Here is a 22,515-nt window from a genome sequence, read left to right as displayed (position 1 = left end):
TGCGATAGCGAATTTGACGGCTTTTGAGGGGATCGTGGCGTCTCTGCTGACGACCCGCTGGTCAGTTCGTTTAGTCGTCATGATGTTGTAGCTGCCAGCCAACATGCGGTCTGGTGATGCGCGCCTACGTCGACGACCGGCGGCTCTTCGTGTCTGCAGCGGTCCATTGCAAGAGGGCAGCGGGGATGAAACCGACATCCACTTGGGATGCGCGCAGCACTCGGCACCTCACCGCTGAGACCAGGAAGGGGGTCGGCGGCAATCATCGGCCGGACCTTCGGAGTGGCATCCCTGAGAGCCATGGTATAGGGGTGCCTGGGATTGAAAGTGATGTCGTCGGCGCTGCCGATTTCCACGATGCGTCCAAGGTACATCACGGCTATTCGGTCGGCGATCGACCAAGCAACCGGCAGATCATGCGTGATGAACAGAAGCGCCATGTTCCGCTGCGTACGCAGGTCCATCAGGACCTGGAGGATTTGCGCCCTTATCGAAACGTCAAGCATTGACACCGGCTCGTCGGCAACGATCAGTTCCGGTTCTACGGCAAGGGCTCCAGCTATCACCACGCGTTGACGTTGACCGCCGGACAATTCGTGCGGGAAACGAGCAAAGAAGTCCTGTGGGGGATTGAGTCCGGCTGCTGCAAGAGATTTGGCAACGCGCCGCGTGATCGCCTCGTGGCCACTGGCCAAGCGCAGAGAGCGCACGCCCTCTGCGACGATATCGAAGATGGTGTGACGAGGATTGAGGGCCTGATAAGCGTCTTGGAAAATCATTTGGACGCGGTGTCGGTAGGGGCGCAAGGCGGCCCCTCCAACCAGCGTCATGTCCTCACCATCAAACACCAGTTTACCGCCCGTCGGTTGGACCAGTTTGGTGATTACGCGGCCGACGGTTGATTTACCGCTGCCTGACTCACCGACGATGGCAAGTATTTCGCCGCGGGCGATGGTCAGGTCCACCCCGTCGAGAGCGCGAATTTGCGCGCTCGTGCGCCCGAACAGGCTACCGAACATTCCGCCTCGGCCGGGAAAATGCACTTGCAGATTCTGCAGCGCCATTATGTTCGTGACGTCAGCCATTGGATGCTAACCTGCTGTCGCTAGGAGCCGAATAGAGGTGACAGGCGACACGCCCTTCCGCGTGCGTGTCAATATCGGGCACATGGACCGCGCAGATGCTCATGGCGGACGGACAGCGTGAACGAAAAGCGCATCCCGACACACGGTTCTGCAAAGTCGGCGGATCCCCCGGAATGGGCCGAGTAATTCGCTTTCCCGTACTAGGGTCGGGAATTGAATCGATTAAAAGCTTGGTATATGGGTGCTTCGGGCTCTGGAAGATGTCAGCAACAGTGCCATCCTCTATGATGCGGCCGGCATACATGATCATCACACGGTCGCAAGATTCCGCCACGACCGACAGATCGTGAGTTATCAGGATCAGAGCGAGGTTTAGCTCTTTCCTCAGCTTTGTGAGCAACTTCAGAATTTGGGCCTGGGTGATGACATCGAGTGCCGTCGTCGGCTCATCCCCAATGACAACAGAGGGATTGCAAGCAAGTGCCATGGCAATCATCACGCGTTGACGCATGCCGCCAGACAATTCGTGCGGATAAGCTGCTCCGCGTTCTGCCGAGATACCGACAAGTTCAAGGAGCACCCTGGCGCGTGCTCTAGCCTCATCACGCGCCATTCCGAGTTTGAGCATACAGGGTTCGGCAATCTGCTTTGAAACCCGCTGCACGGGGTTGAGAGCGTTCATTGCGCCTTGAAACACCACCGAAAGATCGTTCCAGCGATGAGGCCGCATCGCATCATCATCACCGATGGGAAGGCGCATACCGCGGTAGCGAACTTCTCCTGCAGTGACTGCTGCATTAGGTGACAACAAACCTGCAACTGCCATGGCCGTTGTGGTCTTGCCGCTTCCGGATTCACCGACGAGGCCAACGGCCTCGCCGGCACGCAGGTCGAAGCTCACATCGCGAATGGCAGGCAACGAGATGCCCTTCAACGCGTAATCCACGGCAAGATCCGCCACCTCCAGCAAAGGCAGACTTGGCATTTTAGGTGCGTTGTTCATGGGATGGCCCTCCTGCGTGGATTGAAGGTGTCATCGAGGGCGTTGCCAATCAAAACGAAGCTCAGGGAGACGATGACTACACACAGACCGGGAGCGCCGAGATACCACCAAGCACCGGAACTCGCGGCGCCTGCGCGCTGAGCAAGAGCCAGCAGCGTGCCCCATGAGGGCTGCAGTGGGTCACCAAGTCCTAGGAACGACAGGGCTGTTTCGGTATAGATCGCGTTTGCAACAACCAAGGCGCCGTTGGCTGCAATCTGCGGCACCAGGTTGGGCAGAAGATGGCGCAGCATGATGTTGAGATTGCTCGTTCCAACCACCTTGGCGCGTTCAACGAATTGTCGCTCACGAAGCGTCAGCGTCTGGCTTCGAACAATACGTGCGACGAAGGCCCAACTGGTCAAGCCGATGACCAGGATGATGACGAACAGAGAGGGGCGAAAGCCCAGTATGTTCCCACTGCGTCCGATAGCCTCGAGAACCACCGGCGTGATCACCAAGGCAAGGACGAAGGATGGTATGACGAAAAAGAAATCCGTCATGCGCATCAACCAGCCATCGACCCAACGGCCGTAATAACCTGCTGCCATGCCAATAGCGGTTCCGACGACGAGGCTGATAAGGGTCGAGACCAGCGCGATCACGAGCGATGTGCGTGCACCGTGCACTATGAGGTTCAGCACATCGCGCCCAGCTTCGTCAGTTCCAAGCAGGTTCGCTTGGGAGGGTGGTACCAGAAAGTCACCTGTGGCGTTCATCGCAGTTTGCAATGGACCGACCAATATGTTGGGCATGGCTGCCATGCCAACAAAAACAATCAAGGCGAGAAGACCTAGCCGGGCACCGCTGTGAGCCAAGAACTGGCGAAGAAACGATTTGATCGCGCGGACTCTGATTTGTCGGCGGTTCTCAGAAAGAGGTATGGTGTCAGTCATCATGATCTCTGTCATTACCGTACCCGCGGGTCGAGAAGGCCGTAGATCAGGTCGGCAATGAGGTTCGCAAACACAATCGAGGCGCCGAGTACAAGGAATATGCCTTGCAGCACGGGGTAGTCGCGCGCGTTGAGCGCCTCAACGGTCAAGCTGCCTATTCCCGGCCAGGCGAAAACCGACTCGACCGTGATTGCGCCGGCAACAACATAGCCGAGATTGAGCGTGATCAGGGTCACGACGGGGAGCAGAGCATTGCGGAACGCGTGCCGCATTAGCATCTGGCCATTGGTTAGTCCCTTGGCTCGCGCCGTCACCATATAGTCTTCAGTGACAACGTCACTCATTGCTGCCCTGGCAACAACCACGTATTGGCCAATGAGTCCCAATGCTACGGCGACAACTGGAAGGGTCAGATGGCGTAACCGATCGGTCAGTCCCGCCAGAAAGCTGCCATCGCCAGCGCCGGGTGAGTATGAACCATAGCCCGGCAACCAGCCAAGCATGGTACTGAAGCCTACCACCAGCAACATCCCGAGCCAAAAAGGCGGCGTCGAATAAAGCGCCAGGGAGGTGCCTGTTGTGAGATTGTCAACGACTCCACCGCGCCGCCAGCCGGCATAGATTCCAAGGAAGACCCCAAAGATGATCGCGATGATCTGAGCCAGTCCCACCAAGGCAAGCGTTGCCGGCAGGCGCTCCATGATCAACTCGCCGACGCGCCTTCCCCTGAACTTAAAGCTATAGCCTAAGTCACCCCGGAGCGTGGTCGAAAGATAGCTGACAAGCTGGTCAGGCACGAGCGGCTTGTCGAGGCCCCAGCTTTGTCGCTGGGCCTGCATCTGTTCCGCCGTTACCGAGCTGCGAGCCCCCGCCAACAACATCGCGGCGGGGTCTCCAGGAATAACTCGAAACAGCAGGAAGTTGAGGACCGCGACCATCAAAAGCGTGATCACCGCCCTGAACATGACCTGGGCGACGTGATGGCCACTATGGCCGCGTATACCCCCGCTCATCACATCGCCTTCAAGCGATCAAACGGAAAGTAGCTCCACATTGCCAACATGTCTTCCGTTCCCCAGCCCTGGAAGCAGTCTTTTCTTCGCGCTTCGAGCATCATTGGATAAGCCAGCATGATAAAGGGGGCCTCTTGATAGATGAGGCGCACAGCTTTATCGACCAACGCTTGACTTTTCTTAATGTCTGCAGTGCCTTCAACCTCCGAAATCAGCTGGTCAAACTCGCTGCTTTGCCAATAAGCTCTGTTTTGGTCGGATCTCCCTAGAGCAAGTAAGTCAGGGGCGCTAAGAGATAACCACCCTCCGCATATTAAAAGATCCCACTTCCCCCCACCCTGATCCGGCGAGGCGGTTCGGGCGTCTAGCCCGCCCGGATCCAGTTGAGTAACTGATACCGGGATTCCAATCTGCCCCAGCCAGCCAGCCACCAATTGAACGGCAGCCATTGGTGTCTCGATGGTGCCTGAGCTGGTCCCGGTAATCAACTCAAGTTGGAAAGCGTTTCCGTCCTTATCCTCTCGAACGCCATCACCATCGGCATCCTTGTAACCTGCGGCATCAAGCCTGCGGGCTGCCTCTTCCAGGTCGAAATGGCGCTTTATGTCTTCCAGTTCGGAGTAGTAACTGGTTGCAGACGGCATAACCAGACCCACACCGGGATCGGCGTTTCCTCTGAAGGCTCTTTCGGCAATCATTTTCTGATCTATGGCGTAACCTATGGCATCGCGAAAACCCTTGTCCTGCAAGGCCTTCGTGCTGCCCGCTCCCTTGCCGGAGGCGGTATTGAACGCGAGATAATTGCGGGCTTCCGTCCGTTGCTTTCCGACAACGATCGCTTCGTCCTTTGACAAATCACTCCATTGCGCCGCGGTGAGATTCATACCGTAGTCGAGGTTCCCGCTTTTTAGCCCTTGGGCGATCGAGTCCGCGCTCGGGAAGAACGAGAAAATAAGGCCGGCAATCTTCGGCTGACCTGTGCGGAAATGAGCGTTTGGCGTTAGACGGGCAAACTGTCCTTGTTGGAACTCGGAGACAATCATAGGTCCGGTACCGACCAATGGCGGGTCGTTGCGAAAGGTACTGCGTGCGTCTGCGTAGCTGACAGAACTCCAGATGTGCTCGGGGACGATCATGATGGTATTGTCAACCGGCCATCTAGTCGGCTTCTTGGTAGTTATCTTCAGCGTCGTTTCGTCCACGACCTCGATTGACTCGACTTGTGCCAGGCCAGAGGTATTGTTCCAGCCGACATTCAGCTCATTTGGCGTTCCAATTGACTTCTTGAGGTATTCATATGTAAATGCCACGTCTTTTGCTGTGGCGGGTTTGCCATCCGACCACTTCATCCCCGGCCAAATCGTGAAAGTCCACGTGAGTTCTTTGTCATCGATAGACCATTCCTTGGCAAAACCGAGCCGGTCAGGATGCCGCTGTGCATCAAAGCCTACGAGAAAGTCGTACGTGAACGTAGTTGGCCAGAACGAAGACCATGTAGCGAAGGGATTCATCGTATCAGGTGCGGCAAGGCCCGCCACACGAACAATTTGGTCACTACACGACACAGAGGCCGCGAAAGCATGTGACGAAGCGATGAAAGGAGCGGCTGTTCCGGCAAGCAGCGCCTTCAAGACAGAGCGACGGTCTAAGTTAAAATCTTCCATTTTTTGTTCTCCCTCTTTTTTATTCGAACCTTGCTGGTTTCGAAACATGTTGATTTGCACGCATAAACGAACGGAATTTACTGTACTGTCTCGGCGAACGCAGCCTCCAGTCGAGATCACGAACACATGGTCTATGACAGTACCATCACCAAATCTGCTCAGGACCGAGTAACCTATCCCCGGCACGGGTCGCATGGAGCGCTCGACTTCGAACGTCCAGTGCGCAAGCCAGTTGTTCGGCGCAGTCGAGTGCTTTGATAAGCTCCGTATTAGTGAAATACGTGAGATGCCGCTCCGCTAAGGAGGGTTCCCCGGCATCGAGTAGGATGTCAGCTGTCTTCAAGACATCAACACTCACTTTGAACAGCCTCCGCTCATAGGCCGTTAAGAAAGCCGTGACTTCAGGCAAAAACACTTCGCTGTTCCTGAAGACGAGATTCAAAAGACGCTTGAAGACATATGTCGCCGATCGCGTCGATTCGACCTGCTGCGAGACGAGTGAGACCTTGTCGCGGCGGCGGCCATCCAGGAAACGCTCAGCCTCGCCGTCGGTGAGATATCGATGCATTCTGAACTCTGGTGGGATTTCCCGGACACCCATGAACACTGGAACAAAAGGGGCTACCACGGGTCCGATTTGGGTGTGCCAAAGCATCCGCAACTCGGAATGAGCAGCATCTGCCAATGGCACGACTTGACCGTAGCCTGCCGTGTCTCCTGTCAATCGTTCGGTTCTAAGTGCCCAGATGATGTCCTCAACGGTGATTTTTTGCGGCCGCTTGGACAAAGCGATCAGCTCACCTTCGATCCAGCTGACTCCGTCCCATTTGCCCTTTCCGTCACCATAAATCTTGTTGACGTTGAACTTGTCTCCGGAGTTGGGATCATACCAGCCTTGCGAGATGGCAAAGTCGATTAGGTTGGCCGAGTGCAGGAAGTCGCCTGAAGTTTGATTTTCGATCGGGATTTCTTCAATGTAGCCTGGCCGGGACGCCCTGATGGAGTTATCGCCCAGCCGCTCCGCCGCCCATAGTCCTTGCCCACCGGCGAACTGGATAATGACCCACGCCTCATTCGCGTCCGCGATAATGTTGGAATTGCCTCCGTAGGTGGTGTGACCATACCGGGCTATAAGATCGCCCATGAGCTTTACGCCTTCTATAGCGCTTTTCGCACGCTCAAGGACGATGCGGGAAAGATCACTGTAGTTAGGTCCCGTCTGGTCCCGAGGCGTCATCGATACAAGTTCGGGCCTTGAGTCGGACCAGATGTCGCGGACCGCGACCCCATGCTCGTTGAGCCCGCCGTTCGTCAGTGGGGCCGGCGTGCCCTTGAAGAAGCTGTAGTTGACCCGGATGTGTCTCGCGGTCTCGCGCGCCTGCGGTATCTCAGCTATTACACCGGGCATATCCGCCTGAGCAGTGGCTCCCACCCTGATGGTGGTCCCTTCTGGGTGCTGCTTTCGCTCAACCACGTCGAGCCAATGGCTCGAAGGTTCATCACCATAGCCAGCCAGATACGCGATGCCGTCGGCAGTGTGATTCTTGCCAATATAGATGCCATAGCTCATTAAAAGATCCGTTTTCGAGATGCTGCTGTCTGCCGCGAGAAACCTCGCGCACCCCACCGCGCCCATTTCAGATTGGTTTTGGTGTAGGTTATCGTTCCCATTATTTTGACCGGAGGTTAGGAGGGCGGGGCTTGGTCAACAATGGCGCGTTTTTCATTGACTTTGCGCTGGATTGCGCGATTGTGCGCAAAGTAGCGCAAGGATTCCGAACGTTGAGCGATATCTTTTCAGAAAAACTGCGCGGTCTTTGCGCACACTATCGATCGGTTTCGGAAGTGTGCCGCATGCTCGGCCTCAACAGGCAACAGTTCGACAGATACCTCACCGGACAGGTTCGGCCGTCGCAACACAATCTTCAGCGGATCGCCACGGGGTTTGGGGTCGATATCGATGAACTCGTCGATCCAGCTAGAGCAATTGGACCACCGACACGACTAAAGGAAGCATCAGGTCGCGACCGAATGACCTCATTGATCGACCGCGCTTTTCCAGGGGATTTGAAGCGGCTACGAACCATGCTTGGCTATTATCATTCGCATTTCCTCATTCCCTCCGACCCAGATGAGGTCGCCCGTTCGATGGTCTATCTCTACGAACAGGAGGGAAGGGTTTGCAGCAAGACAATCGAGCGAACCGGGCCGCATGAAGCAGTGCAGGAAATTCTCAAGTACGAAGGAATGGCCACATTTCTTGGAAACTGCATATTTTTGCTCGAGTTCGAAACGCTATCAGCGGACACCATCGTGGAATCCATTCTTTACCCGTCGTACCGAAAAAGTCTGGATATCCTCACGGGCCTGACCTTCGGTATGACTTCCCAGGTGTACCGGCAGCCATTCGCGGCTCCCATCGCCTGGAAGTATCTTGGTCGAACCGTTGATGTGAAGGAACAGATGGCGGCTTGCGGATCGTACAAGAGGAACGATGTTAGGATCGACCCACGCATACGAAAATACCTTAACGCTGCGGGTTTATCCGGCACTTTGAGCCTAGGGCCTATGTAGTGTATTAATTTGCCAAATGGAGACACACCAAAGACCGGCGACCCCTATTGGAGCCTACATTTGTCTCGAAGGCTTCTTCCGAAAGCTTAAGCGCCTCTGACGTTGAGGAAGACACCATGGTCCGTATCGATCAGGTTTGTGGCACAGGACGATCACGACACCAACGAAGCGGGACACATCTCATGACAGAGCGACTTATCCGGACGCTGACATTGCATCGTGTCATCAAGCCGCCATCGCCTACATCGGCGGATCGTCGCTGACGATAAAATCCTCGACATGGAAGGGCAGACGCGTCAGGCCCTGAAGAAGCTCGATGCATCTCAAAGAAGTAGATTCAAAGCGCGCGAACCTGCTGTCCGTCACAATCTTTATCACGACATGAAGTGAAGCCCAAAATGGATGCGGTGTTGAAGGACTGGTTCGCCCCGAGGGATTGCCGAACCCATCGCCACCGCGCACTGCTGATCACCGTGGAAACGGCTTGCAGAACGGTAGAGCAAGGTCCGAGTCCCGACGCTGAATGGGACACTACGGTTCCTGCGAGGCATCCACACTTCGTAGAAGAACCTCCACATTTAGTTTTCGCTGCGGCAGAACTTATCGAAAGCAGAGCCGTAGAGCCTGTAGCTTGTCTCGTCATCGGCCGGTTGGAACCCCTGCCGAAGATAGAAGCGAGCTCCCCCCAGATTGGAGTGATCAACAGTCAGTCGAAGAAAGTGGTAGCCGTCTCGGCGGCCGGAAAAGGCAACATGGCGAAGTAGCTTTTCGCCAATCCGGGCGCTGCGGAACTCCTCATGGACGAACAGGTCCTGAATGTACAAGCCCGGCTTGCCCATCCAACTTGAAAACATCGGAAAGTAGAGGCAAATTCCCGCGATCGTGCCGTGAACCTCAGCCAACATCACGGTAAACTCGCGCCGAGTTCCAAAGCCGGCGGTTTCAATATCGTCCCTGGTGCTTATCAATCGTCCGGGAATGCCGATTGACTCAGCGAGCAAACGTAGCGCCCGCATAATCTCCTCGCTGTCCACGCGTTCGGCTATGCGAAACGACACTCCAGTAGACATCCATCACCTTTCTGCACCGACGGCTATTGCGGACGCGATCTTAGCGGTCACGAAACGACTTCAAGCAGCGCGTCGGCCCCCATACCCCATCCAATGCACATGCTAACCACGGCATACCGCGCGCCACGCCTGCGCCCTTCCAGCAGCGCATGGCCAACAAGGCCGAGGCCGTTTCAACCTTTGCCGCAACCAGTCATCGTCGGTTTCACCTGGGACGGCGGCTGTGCCGAAATAATGAGCGCCTATCTCAGCCACGCTCGCTGCCCTCAACAACAAAGGCTTTTTTCTGGCGGAGGCGACGACGGTTCAGAATCGTTCCGAGCCCAGATGGGCGACCTGCGCACCAATTTCGTAGTAGATTTCCCTGGAGCGACGAAACCAAGGTTCCTGAAGCTCGGTGAGCGGCAGCAGCATATCGGCTTCGGCCTTTTCGCCGAGGATGAGGTACGCCAATTCGCGGCCGAATACCGTGCCGGGCGAGATGCCGCGGCCGTTGTAGCCGGAGAAGCCGACGACATTCCTGCCGAACTTGTGGAACCGCGGCAACGCATCCGCAGTCATGCCGATCTGCCCATACCACTCATGCTCGAACTCGACTGCGCCCAGCTGCGGATAGAGCTTCGCCAGTGCCCGCCGGGCCCAGGCTTTGTGGATCGCCGTGCCGGTGTTGCGCAACGCACCGACACTGCCGAAGACCAGCCGTCCCGACCTGTCCAGTCTGAAGGAAGACAGGATTGTCCTGGTGTCCCAAGCGCCCTCGCGCCCGGGCAAGATGGTTTGCAACAGATCGACGCCGAGCGGCTGCGTTGCCAGATTGAAGTATGGCAGATGCACCTGTTCGGACCGGACGCTCTGCCACGGTCCCGTGCTGTACGCATCGGTGGCAACCACGACCCACTCGGCGTCGACCGTGCCGCCCGTTGTGCTGACCACCCAGCGATCGCCCTTCTTATCGGCCGCAACAACCGGGCTGGACGTATAAATAGTCACCCCGGCAGCCAGGCAAGCCTGCGCGAGACCACGAGCATAGGCAAGCGGCTGCAGCGTGCCGGCGCGCTCGTCGAGCAAGGCGCCGCAATAGGCCGGCGTACCCAGCCTTGCTTTCGTTTGCTCGGCATCGAGGACACGCACCGGCGCGCCGCGCCTTTGCCATTGCGCCGCGCGCTCTTTGATCTCCTTCAGCCCTGCCGGGCCGACGGCGCAGTGAAGGGTGCCGTTTCTTTCCAGTTCGCAGTCGATGCGATGCCTGTCGATGATATCCATCACCAGTGCCGGGCCGTCGCCAAGCAACCGCAGCAAGCGCTCGCCATGGACAGGGCCGAGCGCGGCGATCATGTCGTCGGGCATCAGCCACAAGCCGGCGTTGATCAGCCCGACATTGCGGCCCGCGCCGCCAAAGCCGATCTCACGGCTCTCCAGCAAGACCACCCTCCGGCCAGCCTCGGCCAGATGAAGGGCGCAGGACATGCCTGTATAACCGCCGCCGACGACAACCACATCGGCCGATACTACTGCGTCCAATGACGCTGTAGCCGGCGGTTCGGGCGCGGTCGCTTGCCATAGACCGTGTGAGCGGGGATCATTCAGCATCGGTCGCTGTCGCTCCCAAGACGTGAACAGGCCGCGGCGATGCGCAAGATCGCTTCTGTCAACTCTGTTTCGGATGTCGCATAGGAAATACGAAAGAACGGCGACAGGCCGAAAGCCGCGCCCGGGACAACCGCGACGTGGGCTTCCTCAAGCAGATAATCGCAGAAGTCGGTGTCGGTTTCGATCGGCTTGCCAGCGGGCGTTGTCTTGCCGACCAGACCAGCGCAATCCGCGAAGGTGTAGAAGGCCCCTTCCGGCACGCGGCAGTCGACACCATCGATGGCGTTCAACCCGGCAACGACGAGATCGCGACGGCGCCGGAAGCTCTCCGTCCGTTCCTGAAGGAAGTGCTGAGGACCGGACAGCGCCTCGACCGCTGCGGCCTGGCTGACCGATGACGGGCAAGACGTCGACTGGCTCTGCACCACCGCCATTGCCCTGATCAATTCGCGTGAGCCGCCGGCGTAGCCGATCCGCCAGCCAGTCATGGCGTAGGCCTTCGAAACGCCGTTGACGGTGAGCGTCCGCCCCTTCAGGCGTGGCTCCAACGCAACCGGCGTGACGAAACGGAAATCATCATACACAATGTGCTCGTACATGTCGTCGACCAGCAAGCGGACATGCGGATGCCTCAGGAGGACTTCGATCAGCGGCTGATAATCGGTCGCGCTATAGGCAGCACCGGACGGGTTTGAGGGGGAGTTGAGGATCAGCCATTTCGTCCTCAGCGTGATCGCTGCCTCGAGCTGGTTCGCCGTCAGCCTGAAACCGGCTTGCGCGTTGCACGGGACACAGACCGGCTTGCCTTCGGCAATGGTGACGATATCCGAATAGGACGTCCATGCCGGCGTTGGAATGATAACCTCGTCGCCAGCATTCAGCGTCGCCATCATGGCATTGAACAGGACCTGTTTGGCGCCGGTCGCGACGGTGATCTCGTCGGCGGCATAGTCGAGGCCGTTCTCCCGGCGGAACTTTTCGCGGATCGCCTGCTTGAGTTCCGGCGTGCCGTCCAGCGCGGTGTATTTGGTGTCGCCGCGTTGAATGGCTTTCCAGGCTGCCTGTTTCACGGTGTCGGGCGTGTCGAAATCCGGCTCGCCCGCCCCCAGGATGATGACTGGCGCCCCGTCGCGCTTCATCGCTTGCGCGCGGGCGCCGATCTTCAGGATCTGCGAAACCCCGATCGCCGATATGCGCGACGCCGGCACGAAGCCGGCCTCTTCGATACTTGTGTTGACGGTCATGGCCCGATCCTCAGTCGATGTCGAAGGACACGCCCTGCGCCAGCGGCAGCGCTTTGGAGTAGTTCACCGTGTTGGTGGCGCGGCGCATATAGGCCTTCCATGCATCGGAGCCGCTCTCGCGGCCGCCGCCGGTTTCCTTTTCGCCGCCGAACGCGCCGCCGATCTCGGCTCCCGATGTGCCGATATTGACGTTGGCGATGCCGCAGTCCGATCCGTCGACACCCAGGAAGCGCTCGGATTCCTGCAGGTCTCGGGTGAAGATGGACGACGACAGGCCGGCGCCCACGGCATTGTGCTCGTCAAGCACGGCGTCGAAATCCGAATATTTCATCACATAGAGGATCGGCGCGAAGGTCTCTTCCGTCACCGGAGAAACCTGCTTCGGCATTTCGACCAAAGCCGGGTGTACGTAATAAGCATCCGGATGGCCGTTCTCGACCCGCGCTCCGCCGGTCAGCTTGCCGCCGTGAGCGGTGGCTTCCTTCAGTGTCTTCTGCATGGCATCGAACGCCGCCTTGTCGATCAGCGGCCCGACCAGCGAGGATGTCTCCAGCGGGTTGCCGACCGAGACGCTTTCGTAGGCCTTCTTGAGGCGCGGCAGCAGCGCATCATAGACGCTGTTATGCACGAACAGGCGCCGCAGCGTCGTGCAGCGCTGGCCAGCCGTGCCCATCGCGCCGAAGGCGATGGCGCGCAGCGCCATGTCGAGATCGGCGGTCGGGCAAACGATGCCGGCATTGTTGCCGCCGAGCTCCAGCACGGCGCGGGCGAAACGCTTGGCCAGGCGCGGGCCGACATCCCGGCCCATGCGCGTCGAGCCGGTTGCCGAAACCAGCGGCACCTTCGGATGGTCGACCAGGATCTCGCCGACGGCGCGATCACCGATCAGCACCGGCGCCAGGCCCTGCGGCGCATCAGCGCCGAAGCGCTTGACCGCACGGGCAAAAATCGCTTCGCAGGCGAGCGCCGTCAGCGGCGTCTTTTCCGACGGCTTCCACACCACGGCGTCGCCGCAGACCAGAGCAAGCGCAGCATTCCAGGACCACACCGCGACCGGGAAATTGAAGGCCGAAATGACGCCGACGACGCCGAGCGGATGCCAGGTTTCCATCATCCGATGGCCGGGACGTTCGGTGGCGATGGTCAGGCCGTACAATTGCCGGGAGAGGCCGACGGCGAAATCGCAGATGTCGATCATCTCCTGCACTTCGCCCAGCCCTTCGGAGGGAATCTTGCCGACCTCGATCGACACCAGCCGGCCAAGCTCGGCCTTGTGCGCGCGCAGTTCCTCGCCGAGCAGCCGCACCAGTTCCCCGCGCCGGGGTCCCGGCACCATCCGCCAGGCCTGGAAGGCCTTGTGGGCGGCGTCGATCGCCTTGGCTGCCTCAGCCGGCGAGATCGTCTTCAGCACCGCGATCTGCTCGCCCGTCACCGGGCTGCGCACGATGAGATCGCCGCCGACAAGCGCCTCCTTGGCGACACCCAGTTTCGCCAGAAGTTCGGTCGTTTCCTTGGCTACATCGATGGATTTGACTGCAATGTTCATCCGGCAAACTCCTGTTTTGTCTTATCCGAAACGCACCGAACCAAGGCGCCCTGGCGACGTCAGTTGCTTCAGGCCAGCGGCAAGGTCCTTGTGCTTTTTCTGAGTATAGAGATCGTAGTAGGCTTGGTTCTTGCGGCCGACGCCGTGCTCGGCGCTGAAGCTGCCGCCGAAACGATCGACCGCGATCGAATAGACCCAATCGCGCAATCGCCGTTCGAAGGCGATATCGACTGGACCAGCCCGCGCCTCGTCGACGACCAGATTGAAATGCACGCCGCCGTCGCCGATATGGCCGAAGTCGAAGATTGCGACATCGGGAAAATGGCTTGGCAGTTCGAGCTTCATCCAGTCGCAGAATGCTAGTACGTCGGCCCTGCGGAACGACAGATCGAAAGCGACTAGTCGGCCGGCATGTTTGACGCCTTCCGACAGGGCGTGACGTAGCGCCCACATCTCATGGGCTGGACCGACAAAGGCGTTGGCGAGCGGCGCGCCCTCCGCTTCCCAGACTTCGGCCAGCACCGTTTCCAGGACGGCATCGAGCGGCTGCTCGTCATCACGCGGAAGCCAACTGCGGGAAACTTCAGCCAGAATGACATAGTTGGGAACGTCGCCATTCTGGAATGGATTGCGCAGCGACGGAACATGGGCAAGCGTTGCGGTAATCGCATTCCCCGATATGCCTTCGAAAGCCGATAGATACGATCCGAGACGCTCTTCCATCGCCCGCAGCAGGAGCATGACGGCAGTGCCGGTTCGCGGCACCAGATAGGCTGTCGAAACCTGCCTCGGCAGACGTTCCAGATTGAGCACGCATTCGGTGACAATGCCGAACGCGCCGGATGTCCCGATGAAAAGCTGCTTCCAGTCGACGCCTGTATTGTTCTTGCGCAGCCCCGACAGCAGGTCGACCACGGTACCAGCCTCGTCTGCCAGGACGACCTTCACGCCCAGCGTATTGCGGCGCACGTCGCCATATTTCAGAAACCGCGAGCCGCCGGTGTTGGTTGCCAGCATGCCGCCCACCCGCGGATCGGCGCCGAGGTCGATCGGGAAGAAGAGACCGCCGGGCTCGAGCCGTCCGTTGATGTCCGACAGTCTGGTTCCAGCGTCGACGTGGATTGAGCGGTTGTCGATATCGAGATCGAAAATCGGTGTCATCCGGTCGAGACTGAGCACGACCTGCGCTCCACTGGTATCCGGCGTCGAGCCGGAGACCAGGCCGGTGTTGCCGGACTGCGGGATGAGCGCGATATGCTCGCGAACGCAGTATGCGACGCAAGCGGATACCTCCGCCGTGCCGCGAGGGCGCAGCACCAATGCGGCGCTACCCCGGTCATAGCGCGCGCCATTCTCATAGGCGGCCAGGCTGGCGGAATCTTGGACAACCCCGTCCGCGCCGAGGATTTCGACCAAAGCTGTCTTGTGCCGCTCGCCGATCATGCCGACTGTCTACTCCGCTGCCTGAACGCAGCGCAGAGCGCGTCGGCAGTCGTCGATCGACGCCTGCTCGATCGCCGCATAGTGCGCGAATTCATCGAGGACGCCGGCGCCGAGAGCGGCTTCGAAGTGCTTCTGGTTGGGACTGGCGACGAAATCCTGGCCCGCTTCATCGCCCAGATTGGACTGGAAGATACCGGCCGCGCTGACGGGCAGGAAATCCTCGTAGACGATCGGGTCGAAACGAACGAAGCCATCCGCCACCAGGCGATCGACACCTTCCACATGGACGCTGCCGACCTGACGCCCTCGCTCGGTCAGCGAATAGGTGAAATAGCCAAGGCCAGCAGTGCGGATGCTGTCCCAAGTGTCGGGAAACGACTGGAATGTCCGCGACAACGCCTCGACGTAATCAGCAGCATTTGACCCGTCGGCCGCCGGCCTGAGGATTTTGCGCGTGGCATCCAGCAGGCTGTCGTAGAGCGCCCTGCCCTTGGGAGTCAGCGCCACGCCGCGCTGCTCGATCTCGCCGAAACGCGCCGTGTGCGAGCCAGCCGTCCAACCACCGCTGCCTGACTTGAACGAAACCGGTTCGTCCAGCGCCTTGAACGATGTCTGCCTGAGCAGGATCGGGCACTGGCGAGTGGGAGGACCCTCGATGATCGCCTTGGGCTCGATGCCACGCGACGGCATGCCCGTCTGCACCGCGTCGATGTCGAGCGTGCGCGGCGTCAGGTGGTTGATATGCGGGCCTTTGAAGGAAACCACGTCGGCGACCAGCCGATGCTGCTGGTGCAGCCTGTGGTACATCTCCATGCTGACGCAGGCCTGATCGTGCCAGCGGAATGTCTCGATGATTTCGGCGACAAACCGATCCGCATCGGCTTTACCCAGCCCGCCCTGCGTCTCGGCCTTTTCGGTGAGTTGGATGGCGCTGTCCGTGAAAATCCGTCGAGCGGCAAGAATGGCCTCCGCTTCCGTCCGCAGAACCTCGTCGCCGATCAGGTCGATTCTGAGCAACGAGGTGAAGACGCGAAAAGGATTGCGGCTGAGCGCTTCGGCACCAACCGGACGAAACGCAGTCGCATGGACCGGCACGCCGGCCGTGCTGAGGTCGTAGTAGCCGACCGGATGCATGCCCATCACCGCGAACACGCGCCGCATCATCGAGAGTTCGGCCGGCGTTCCCAGGCGGATCGCCCCGTGCCGCTCTTGCGAGATGCGGTCAAGCGAATCCGTCGCCTCGAGCTGTTGGCGCAGCACTGGCTTGGCATCCAGCACTTCTGCATTCACCTCGGCGACCAGTTCCATCAGCGTGCCGTAGGCGGGAACCTCGGTCCGGTACATGGCTGACATCGCCGCAGAAAAAGCAGAACGAATGTCATCGGATGCAACGAAAGCAGCATTTGGCAACGGTGCGGTCTCGCTTTTGAGAAAACATGAGATCATTCCGGAAAAGAGTGATATCGGATTTCATCCGGCATGACTTGCGACGTTTTCGACTAGGTTGATGCGAGATACGCATGATATTGAGCAGAAAGTTGATGCCAGACCTGGTTGCAATCCAGGCGTTCGAATGCGCGGCAAGACACGCGAGCTTCACGCGCGCCGGCCGGGAGCTCAACCTGACCCAGAGCGCCGTCAGCCGTCAGGTCAAGGATCTGGAAGTATATCTCGGCGCGCCGCTCTTCGAACGCATCCGGCAGCGCGTGGTGCTTTCCGAGGATGGGCGGCGCTTCCTGCCGGAAGCCCGGAAGCTGCTACAGCAAGCCGAAGAGACGATGCTGCGCGCAATGTCATCCGCCTACGCTAGATCGAGCCTGAGTATCGCCACCTTGCCGACATTCGGCAGCCGCTGGCTCAGTCCGCGCTTGCCTGATTTCCTGCGCCAGCACCCGGGCGTGATCCTCAATGTCGGCGCGCGCTCGGCGCCGTTCGATTTCGACGAAGAGAATTTCGAACTCGCCATCCACTACGGACAGCCGGTTTGGGCGCGCGCCACGTGCACCTATCTCTGCAGCGAATCGATCCTGCCGGTGGTAGGCGGTGCGCTGTTGACAACTTGCAAGGAGATCGCCGCCGCAGATCTGCTAACCAAGCCGTTGCTCCATCTCGCAACGCGTCCCAAACTTTGGGCTCTGTGGTTCGAGCAGGTGGGCGTGTCGGCCGAAATGGCCTACCGGGGACACCGCTTCGATCAATTTTCGATGATCATCGAGGCGGCGGTTGCGGGCATGGGGTTTGCACTTCTTCCGCGCTACCTCATTGAGCAAGAGCTAAGATCAGGCGAGCTTCGTATTGTCCTCGATTTGGCGATGCAGACCGAGAACAGCTACTATGTCGTCATGCCGGAAGCGAAGAGTACAAATCCGCTAGGGCAAAATTTCACGGCGTGGCTGGTACGCCAGGTGGCAAATTCGAGCTAAACCGCTGCTGCCGACAGGCAAAAACATCGGCCACCGCCCTCGATCTGCCGGCGGTCATATAGAACAGTCCCTATTACGGCTTTGCCACGCGCGCCGACTTTGGCTTTGCCTCCTGCATAGAGAGCGCGGAACAGTCGCTCGGCACATTGTGCGACGAGTTCAATGACCTCTACCTGCGCGGAACCTGACACCGCGCCAAGGATGTTACGTTCTCACCCGTGGCCGCTGCAACTCCGCCACGGTCATGACAAACCGGAGTTCCTGCTTGCCACTGTTCACGTAGGCGTGTTTGTCTTCTGTGCGAGCCAGCACGGACGAACCGGCTGGAACAAGATGTAAGCTATCGCCCAATTTCAGCGTCAGTTCGCCAGCCTCCACATTCAGCAGTTCGAGTGTTCCCGGCGAATGCCCAGGGGATTCGAATGTCTCGCCGGGAAACAGTGTCCAGCGCCAAAGTTCGATTTCGTCGGGTCCTTGCGTTCCGACCAGGAGCGTAGCGCTGCCTCCCTTGGGACCGCGCCAAAGGGTGGAAGCGTCCTGCGGTGGAACGATACGTACCGGCACGCTGACCGCCACGCCGACGAAATCGGCCACCGATACACCCAACGCGGTCGCTGCACGGCAGAGCGTCGCGATGCTGGGATTGGCGGTCCCTTTTTCAATCTCGACAAGCATGCCTTTGCTCACACCGGATTTTTGGGACAGCTGATCGAGTGTCAGACCGCTTTGCCGCCTGAACGTCTTGAGGTTTTGAGACACCGTGGCGCTGACGCGCTCAACATCAGCGACCGCCTCGGTCGATATATTGACTTTCTTTTTCATAGTCGTTATCATAGACTAACTTGGTCAATGGGAGCTAGAGCCCGTGTTGGATTTTCCGGTGATCGACAAGGAAATTGCGGGCATCGCCCCCGACTTCCGCGCGATCAGCATTTTCGTTGATGCCAATGGTACAAAGAAGCAGCGGATCGATCCCAACATCTTGCTGACTGCGTGCGACTACGTCTCCTCCGGCGGTCCGGAGTGGGGAGACGCGCATCTGGCCAGCTGGGGTGACGTATACAGCCGGTTCGGAGCAAAACCAAACCGCACGCCGTGCTCCGCGCAGGCATTGAAGAAGCGCGTGGAGAAGGATGGTCGCATTCCATCGATCAACCCTGTCGTCGACCTTTACAACGCAGTGAGCCTGCGTTTCGCAGTACCGGTAGGGGGTGAAAACTTCGATGCGTATGTTGGAGGTCCGCGGCTGACGGTTGCCGACGGAACGGAGCCTTTCGACACTTTTGCGAATGGCGATGCGATCGTCGAAAGCCCATCCAAGGGGGAAGTCATCTGGCGCGACGACGTGGGCGCTACATGTCGGCGCTGGAATTGGCGGCAGGGCACGCGCACCCGCTTGGAAACCGTGGGCGGCCGGATGTGGTTCATTTTGGAAAGCTTGGCAACGATGCCGGAGCAAGCGCTTGAGGAGGCGGGCAAGATGCTCGTGAGCGGTCTAATCGAGCTGGCGCCAGGGTGTGAGGTCTATAAACAGAAAATCAGCGTCAGCTAACCGGCCGGCGACCAATCCCGAAAGAAAGCAAGTGGACGTGACTTGCGATGTCTCGATGTCGCACAAGCGGCGGTTTGTGCGAACGGCTCCTTCCACTGACCAGCCGCGAAATGATTCCGCCGCCTGCGCAGGAGCGGGCGCCCTAGGATAGGCTTCCGGTCTACGAGCCCCTCCTCCTGGTAACAGTGTTTTACATCGGCCTGACCTTTGTCATCACGCAGGTCTTCCAGAAGCTGGAAAACGCGGTGCCGGTTCGACGTTAGCCGCACTTGAGCAATCAACCCAAAAAGCAGAGGCCAACAATGTCGAGACCAGACAAACACGAACTGTCCACGCTCTCCTTCAATACGCTGTCGGTGCATGGCGGCAACGAGATCGACAAGACGTCCGGAGCGATCCGCACGCCGATCGTCATGGCCAATTCCTATCTCCTTCCTGAAGACCCTTCCACGATGGACTGGTCCGATACCGAGACACCGTCCTACACGCGCAATTCGGGCCACAATCAGATCTGCCTACAGCGCAAGCTTGCCGCGCTGGAAGGCGGTCAGGATGCCGCCGTCTTCGCGACCGGCGTTGCCGCCCTACATGCCGTATTCTTCACTTTCCTGAAAAGCGGAGATCATGTGATCGTCGGCGACGTCACCTACGAGGCGGTTTGGCGGCTCTTTTCCGAACTCCTGCCGCAGCGCTACAAGATTGAAGCCACCTTCGTCGACATGGGCGACATGGATGCCGTCAGAGCCGCCGTGCGGCCGAACACCAAACTGATCCACACCGAAACGATTGCAAACCCGACTACAAAGGTTGCCGATATCGCAACGCTGGTGTCGGTCGCCAAACAAGCTGGCACGCTGTTGTCGGTCGACTCGACCTTCACGCCTCCCCCCTTCTTCCGGCCGCTAACCTTGGGGGCAGACCTCGTTATCCATTCGCTGACCAAGTACATCAACGGCCATGGCGACGCGATGGGCGGCGTGGTGATCGGCTCCAAGGAGCTCGTCCATCACATGAAGGCAGACGCGCTTGTCGACCTTGGCGGGACGATATCGCCATTCAACGCCTGGCTGATCATGCGCGGCTCGGTCACGCTACCCCTGCGCCTGAAGCAGCAGTACGCATCGGCCGAGGCCGTCGCCCACTATCTGTCGACAGACAAGCGCGTCGCCTACGTCACCTATCCCGGGCTCGAGAACCATGACCAGCACGCGCTGGCGAAAAGCCAGTTCGCCGGCAAGGGCTACGGCGCGGTCATGGCTTTCGCGGTCGAAGGCGATCCCGACACGCAGAACCGGTTCGTTGCCAATCTGAAGGTAATCACTTCCGCCGTTTCGCTTGGTCACGACGAAACCCTGATCGTGCATGTCGGCGGTAGCGGCCGTGGCGGATCCGATCGTTACCCGGCGAGCTTCCAGAAGTATGGGCATCTGCGTCTTTCGATCGGCCTCGAGGACACCGAGGATCTGATCGCCGACATCAGACACGCGCTTGATGAGACGTTCGGCGCATCCTGAGAGTCATCGAGGCTCTGGATCGTCTCATGTGAATTGCCCCTCGCGGGCAATTCACATCGCTTCTCTTCAACGCGCCCCGCGCGGCGGATCAGCAGTCCGCCAGGAGGATACCATGCACTGGATAATTCTGTTCGGCGCCGGCCTGCTTGAGATCGTCTGGGCGTATTTTATGAAGAGGTCGGACGGAGATCCCAAAACGTTCGCCTGCTGATCGACGTCGCCACTTGCTCAAAGATCGAGCTTGAGCACACCTCTCGCGCGAGACACGCACGGGATAAACCGACTGTCCCGGGCCTGCCTGGACAGGACAGCATCGCGGTGGATCGGCTGGCCTTCCAGCATTCCGCATTCACAGGTTCCGCAAACGCCGTTCTCGCACGAAGCCATGAGCAGCACGCCCGCCCCTCGCAGTGCTGCGAGCGCGGTCGTATCGGCTGCGACGGGGACCGATGTCCCATCGCGCAGTGTGATCGTGAAAGGTTCGGGTGGTGCAGCATCATACTCGAGCGGCTGAAAAGCCTCGAAATGCACCGTGCCTGCCGGCCAGTGGGCGCTTGCCCGGTCGACGGCAGCCATGAAACCAGGTGGCCCGCAATAGTAGAGCTGTTTGTCCGACGAAAGCGTTGACAGCAGGTTTTGAAGATCCAGCCGGGTTTCGGGCTCATCGTCGAAATGCAGCCGCACATTGGCTGGATCGAGGACGCTCTCGACAACCGATGAGAGCGGCGTGAGTGCGCTGCTGCGCGTGAAGTAGTGGAGTTCGTAGCGTCTGCCCCGCCGCTCCAGCGCCCACGCCATTGCCAGGATCGGAGTGATCCCGATACCTCCCGCCAGAAGCAGAACCGGCCCGCGGCTTTCGCCGAGGGGGAAATGATTGCGCGGAGCCGAGACCGGCAGTGTGAATCCCGGGCAAACAGTCTTGTGGATCCAGCTTGATCCGCCGCGGCCTGTCTGCTCGAACTTCACCGCAATCGTGTAGCGGCTCAAATCGCTCGGATCGCCGCAGAGCGAATACTGGCGCACCTTCCCGTCGGAAAGGTGGACATCCACATGGGAGCCAGGTTCGAACGGCGGCAGCAACGGTTTGCGCGGGTGCTTCAAATCGATGACGAGGACGTCGCCGGGTTCCTTGCGGATGGCGGTTACGGTCAGCTTCATGATGATGCGGGGCGCAGCCATGCAGGTTCATTCATCCATGGGAAGGATCTGATCGCCCGGACGGATCACGCCACCGATCTCGATTGCACAATTCAGACCCGAACGGTTCAACAGACCCTCGTAGAGGCCGGAAATGCCAAGCAGCTCTTCGATGTACTTGCAGGGAAAGTTCATCCGCGCAGCCCGCAGCACGGTCTCGCCAACGCGGAAACGCTTCCCTACGAGGTGGCCAAGCGGCACGCCCCTGGTGGTCAAGTTGCGCCGATGGTCTTCCGCCTCGAGCCTGGCTTTGAAGCCCGGGATCTTCGGCTCACCGCGAGCGATCGCTTCCAGGACTTCGACCTCGATCAGCGTCACCTCGCGAACATCCGGCTTCGGGGAGTAAGTCCCCGTTCCCAGAAAATATCGATCTCCCACGATACCTCGACCGGGGACAAGCTGTGCCTGGGTCAGTTCCTCCATCTCGTAGGAGGCTGCCGGCGCGACGTGAATGTGGAGCAGAGTTCCATTCCACGTCATGCTTCGCCCTCCAAGACCGCTATCGCGGCGCCCAGCTTCCAGCCGGATCCGAGGATCTGATCGAGATGTCCGTTTTCCATGTCCACTCCCACGCTCCAGGGGGCAGCGTTGCAGCCCGATCCGGCATTAACCCTCTGGCCTGACACTGGCCCGACAGACAGAGCCAGTTTTGCCAAGTCTTG

The 22,515-nt window shown here is 59.2% G+C and carries 20 protein-coding genes and 2 pseudogenes; 6 read left to right on the top strand and 16 right to left on the bottom strand.

Going from position 1 to position 22,515, the window contains the following annotated elements:
• Nucleotides 1–77: 77 nt before the first annotated feature.
• The 6 genes from FJV83_RS19070 to FJV83_RS19045 form a co-directional block, all read right to left on the bottom strand.
• Nucleotides 78–1,085, bottom strand: coding sequence for an ABC transporter ATP-binding protein (locus FJV83_RS19070; RefSeq protein WP_095774191.1), 1,008 nt, complete (start codon nucleotides 1,083–1,085; stop codon nucleotides 78–80).
• The gene (locus tag FJV83_RS19065) at nucleotides 1,078–2,088 is read right to left on the bottom strand and encodes an ABC transporter ATP-binding protein (RefSeq protein ID WP_095774190.1); all 1,011 of its coding nucleotides are present in this window, start codon (nucleotides 2,086–2,088) and stop codon (nucleotides 1,078–1,080) included. Before FJV83_RS19065 ends, FJV83_RS19070 begins: the two co-directional genes overlap by 8 nt.
• Nucleotides 2,085–3,038 (bottom strand): ABC transporter permease, encoded by a 954-nt coding sequence (locus tag FJV83_RS19060; RefSeq protein WP_095774189.1) that lies wholly within the window; start codon nucleotides 3,036–3,038, stop codon nucleotides 2,085–2,087. The genes FJV83_RS19065 and FJV83_RS19060 overlap by 4 nt, the downstream gene beginning before the upstream one ends.
• A complete protein-coding gene (locus FJV83_RS19055) occupies nucleotides 3,038–4,036 on the bottom strand; it encodes an ABC transporter permease (RefSeq protein WP_095774188.1) in 999 nt (332 codons plus the stop codon). Before FJV83_RS19055 ends, FJV83_RS19060 begins: the two co-directional genes overlap by 1 nt.
• The gene (locus FJV83_RS19050) at nucleotides 4,036–5,700 is read right to left on the bottom strand and encodes a peptide ABC transporter substrate-binding protein (RefSeq protein ID WP_095774281.1); all 1,665 of its coding nucleotides are present in this window, start codon (nucleotides 5,698–5,700) and stop codon (nucleotides 4,036–4,038) included. Before FJV83_RS19050 ends, FJV83_RS19055 begins: the two co-directional genes overlap by 1 nt.
• A gap of 145 nt (nucleotides 5,701–5,845) precedes the next feature.
• A complete protein-coding gene (locus FJV83_RS19045) occupies nucleotides 5,846–7,270 on the bottom strand; it encodes a C69 family dipeptidase (RefSeq protein ID WP_095774280.1) in 1,425 nt (474 codons plus the stop codon).
• Between the two features lie 131 nt (nucleotides 7,271–7,401).
• Between FJV83_RS19045 and FJV83_RS19040 the strand changes: the two genes are divergently transcribed.
• Complete coding sequence (locus FJV83_RS19040) at nucleotides 7,402–8,274, top strand: helix-turn-helix transcriptional regulator (protein WP_245318190.1); 873 nt, start codon at nucleotides 7,402–7,404, stop codon at nucleotides 8,272–8,274.
• 578 nt (nucleotides 8,275–8,852) lie between these two features.
• On the opposite strand, the gene FJV83_RS19035 is transcribed toward FJV83_RS19040, so the two are convergent.
• The 7 genes and pseudogenes from FJV83_RS19035 to FJV83_RS19005 form a co-directional block, all read right to left on the bottom strand.
• Nucleotides 8,853–9,344, bottom strand: coding sequence for a GNAT family N-acetyltransferase (locus FJV83_RS19035; RefSeq protein ID WP_095774186.1), 492 nt, complete (start codon nucleotides 9,342–9,344; stop codon nucleotides 8,853–8,855).
• Between the two features lie 47 nt (nucleotides 9,345–9,391).
• Nucleotides 9,392–9,523 (bottom strand): annotated as a pseudogene (locus tag FJV83_RS19030) (acetyl-CoA C-acyltransferase); the annotation flags it as partial.
• 127 nt (nucleotides 9,524–9,650) lie between these two features.
• Nucleotides 9,651–10,934, bottom strand: a complete 1,284-nt coding sequence (locus FJV83_RS19025) for an FAD-binding oxidoreductase (RefSeq protein ID WP_095774185.1) — start codon at nucleotides 10,932–10,934, stop codon at nucleotides 9,651–9,653.
• Nucleotides 10,928–12,178, bottom strand: coding sequence for a pyridoxal phosphate-dependent aminotransferase (locus FJV83_RS19020; protein ID WP_095774184.1), 1,251 nt, complete (start codon nucleotides 12,176–12,178; stop codon nucleotides 10,928–10,930). Before FJV83_RS19020 ends, FJV83_RS19025 begins: the two co-directional genes overlap by 7 nt.
• Before the next feature lie 10 nt (nucleotides 12,179–12,188).
• Complete coding sequence (locus tag FJV83_RS19015) at nucleotides 12,189–13,724, bottom strand: aldehyde dehydrogenase family protein (protein ID WP_095774183.1); 1,536 nt, start codon at nucleotides 13,722–13,724, stop codon at nucleotides 12,189–12,191.
• A 21-nt stretch (nucleotides 13,725–13,745) separates the two neighbouring features.
• The gene (locus FJV83_RS19010) at nucleotides 13,746–15,167 is read right to left on the bottom strand and encodes an FAD-binding oxidoreductase (RefSeq protein ID WP_095774182.1); all 1,422 of its coding nucleotides are present in this window, start codon (nucleotides 15,165–15,167) and stop codon (nucleotides 13,746–13,748) included.
• Between the two features lie 9 nt (nucleotides 15,168–15,176).
• Nucleotides 15,177–16,577, bottom strand: a complete 1,401-nt coding sequence (locus FJV83_RS19005) for a VOC family protein (protein ID WP_095774279.1) — start codon at nucleotides 16,575–16,577, stop codon at nucleotides 15,177–15,179.
• Here FJV83_RS19005 and FJV83_RS36470 point away from each other — a divergent pair.
• Together FJV83_RS36470 and FJV83_RS19000 are read left to right on the top strand one after the other, a co-directional pair.
• The gene (locus FJV83_RS36470) at nucleotides 16,510–16,650 is read left to right on the top strand and encodes a hypothetical protein (protein ID WP_179296484.1); all 141 of its coding nucleotides are present in this window, start codon (nucleotides 16,510–16,512) and stop codon (nucleotides 16,648–16,650) included. The two genes, FJV83_RS19005 and FJV83_RS36470, sit on opposite strands and share 68 nt — an antisense overlap.
• Nucleotides 16,651–16,687: 37 nt before the next feature.
• Nucleotides 16,688–17,590: a LysR family transcriptional regulator gene (locus tag FJV83_RS19000; RefSeq protein WP_095774181.1), complete on the top strand. Its 903-nt coding sequence runs from the start codon at nucleotides 16,688–16,690 to the stop codon at nucleotides 17,588–17,590.
• Between the two features lie 204 nt (nucleotides 17,591–17,794).
• On the opposite strand, the gene FJV83_RS18995 is transcribed toward FJV83_RS19000, so the two are convergent.
• Nucleotides 17,795–18,412 (bottom strand): helix-turn-helix domain-containing protein, encoded by a 618-nt coding sequence (locus FJV83_RS18995; protein WP_095774180.1) that lies wholly within the window; start codon nucleotides 18,410–18,412, stop codon nucleotides 17,795–17,797.
• A 43-nt stretch (nucleotides 18,413–18,455) separates the two neighbouring features.
• Between FJV83_RS18995 and FJV83_RS18990 the strand changes: the two genes are divergently transcribed.
• The 3 genes and pseudogenes from FJV83_RS18990 (at nucleotide 18,456) to FJV83_RS18980 (ending at nucleotide 20,656) form a co-directional block, all read left to right on the top strand.
• Complete coding sequence (locus tag FJV83_RS18990) at nucleotides 18,456–19,142, top strand: B3/4 domain-containing protein (RefSeq protein WP_179296489.1); 687 nt, start codon at nucleotides 18,456–18,458, stop codon at nucleotides 19,140–19,142.
• Between the two features lie 146 nt (nucleotides 19,143–19,288).
• Nucleotides 19,289–19,405 (top strand): annotated as a pseudogene (locus FJV83_RS37050) (nickel permease); the annotation flags it as partial.
• A 39-nt stretch (nucleotides 19,406–19,444) separates the two neighbouring features.
• A complete protein-coding gene (locus FJV83_RS18980; RefSeq protein ID WP_095774179.1) occupies nucleotides 19,445–20,656 on the top strand; it encodes an aminotransferase class I/II-fold pyridoxal phosphate-dependent enzyme in 1,212 nt (403 codons plus the stop codon).
• A 228-nt stretch (nucleotides 20,657–20,884) separates the two neighbouring features.
• Here the strand turns inward: FJV83_RS18980 and FJV83_RS18970 are convergent, their stop codons facing one another.
• Both FJV83_RS18970 and FJV83_RS18965 read right to left on the bottom strand, forming a co-directional pair.
• Nucleotides 20,885–21,835, bottom strand: a complete 951-nt coding sequence (locus tag FJV83_RS18970; RefSeq protein ID WP_095774178.1) for a PDR/VanB family oxidoreductase — start codon at nucleotides 21,833–21,835, stop codon at nucleotides 20,885–20,887.
• Between the two features lie 6 nt (nucleotides 21,836–21,841).
• Nucleotides 21,842–22,333: an MOSC domain-containing protein gene (locus tag FJV83_RS18965; protein ID WP_095774177.1), complete on the bottom strand. Its 492-nt coding sequence runs from the start codon at nucleotides 22,331–22,333 to the stop codon at nucleotides 21,842–21,844.
• Between the last annotated feature and the right edge of the window lie 182 nt (nucleotides 22,334–22,515).

The sequence above is a fragment of the Mesorhizobium sp. WSM4307 genome (assembly GCF_007003945.1).
In the GTDB taxonomy this organism is placed as follows: Bacteria; Pseudomonadota; Alphaproteobacteria; order Rhizobiales; family Rhizobiaceae; genus Mesorhizobium.
The sequence above is the reverse complement of the archived record's forward strand: the minus strand, read 5'-3'. Positions and strand labels throughout refer to the sequence as shown.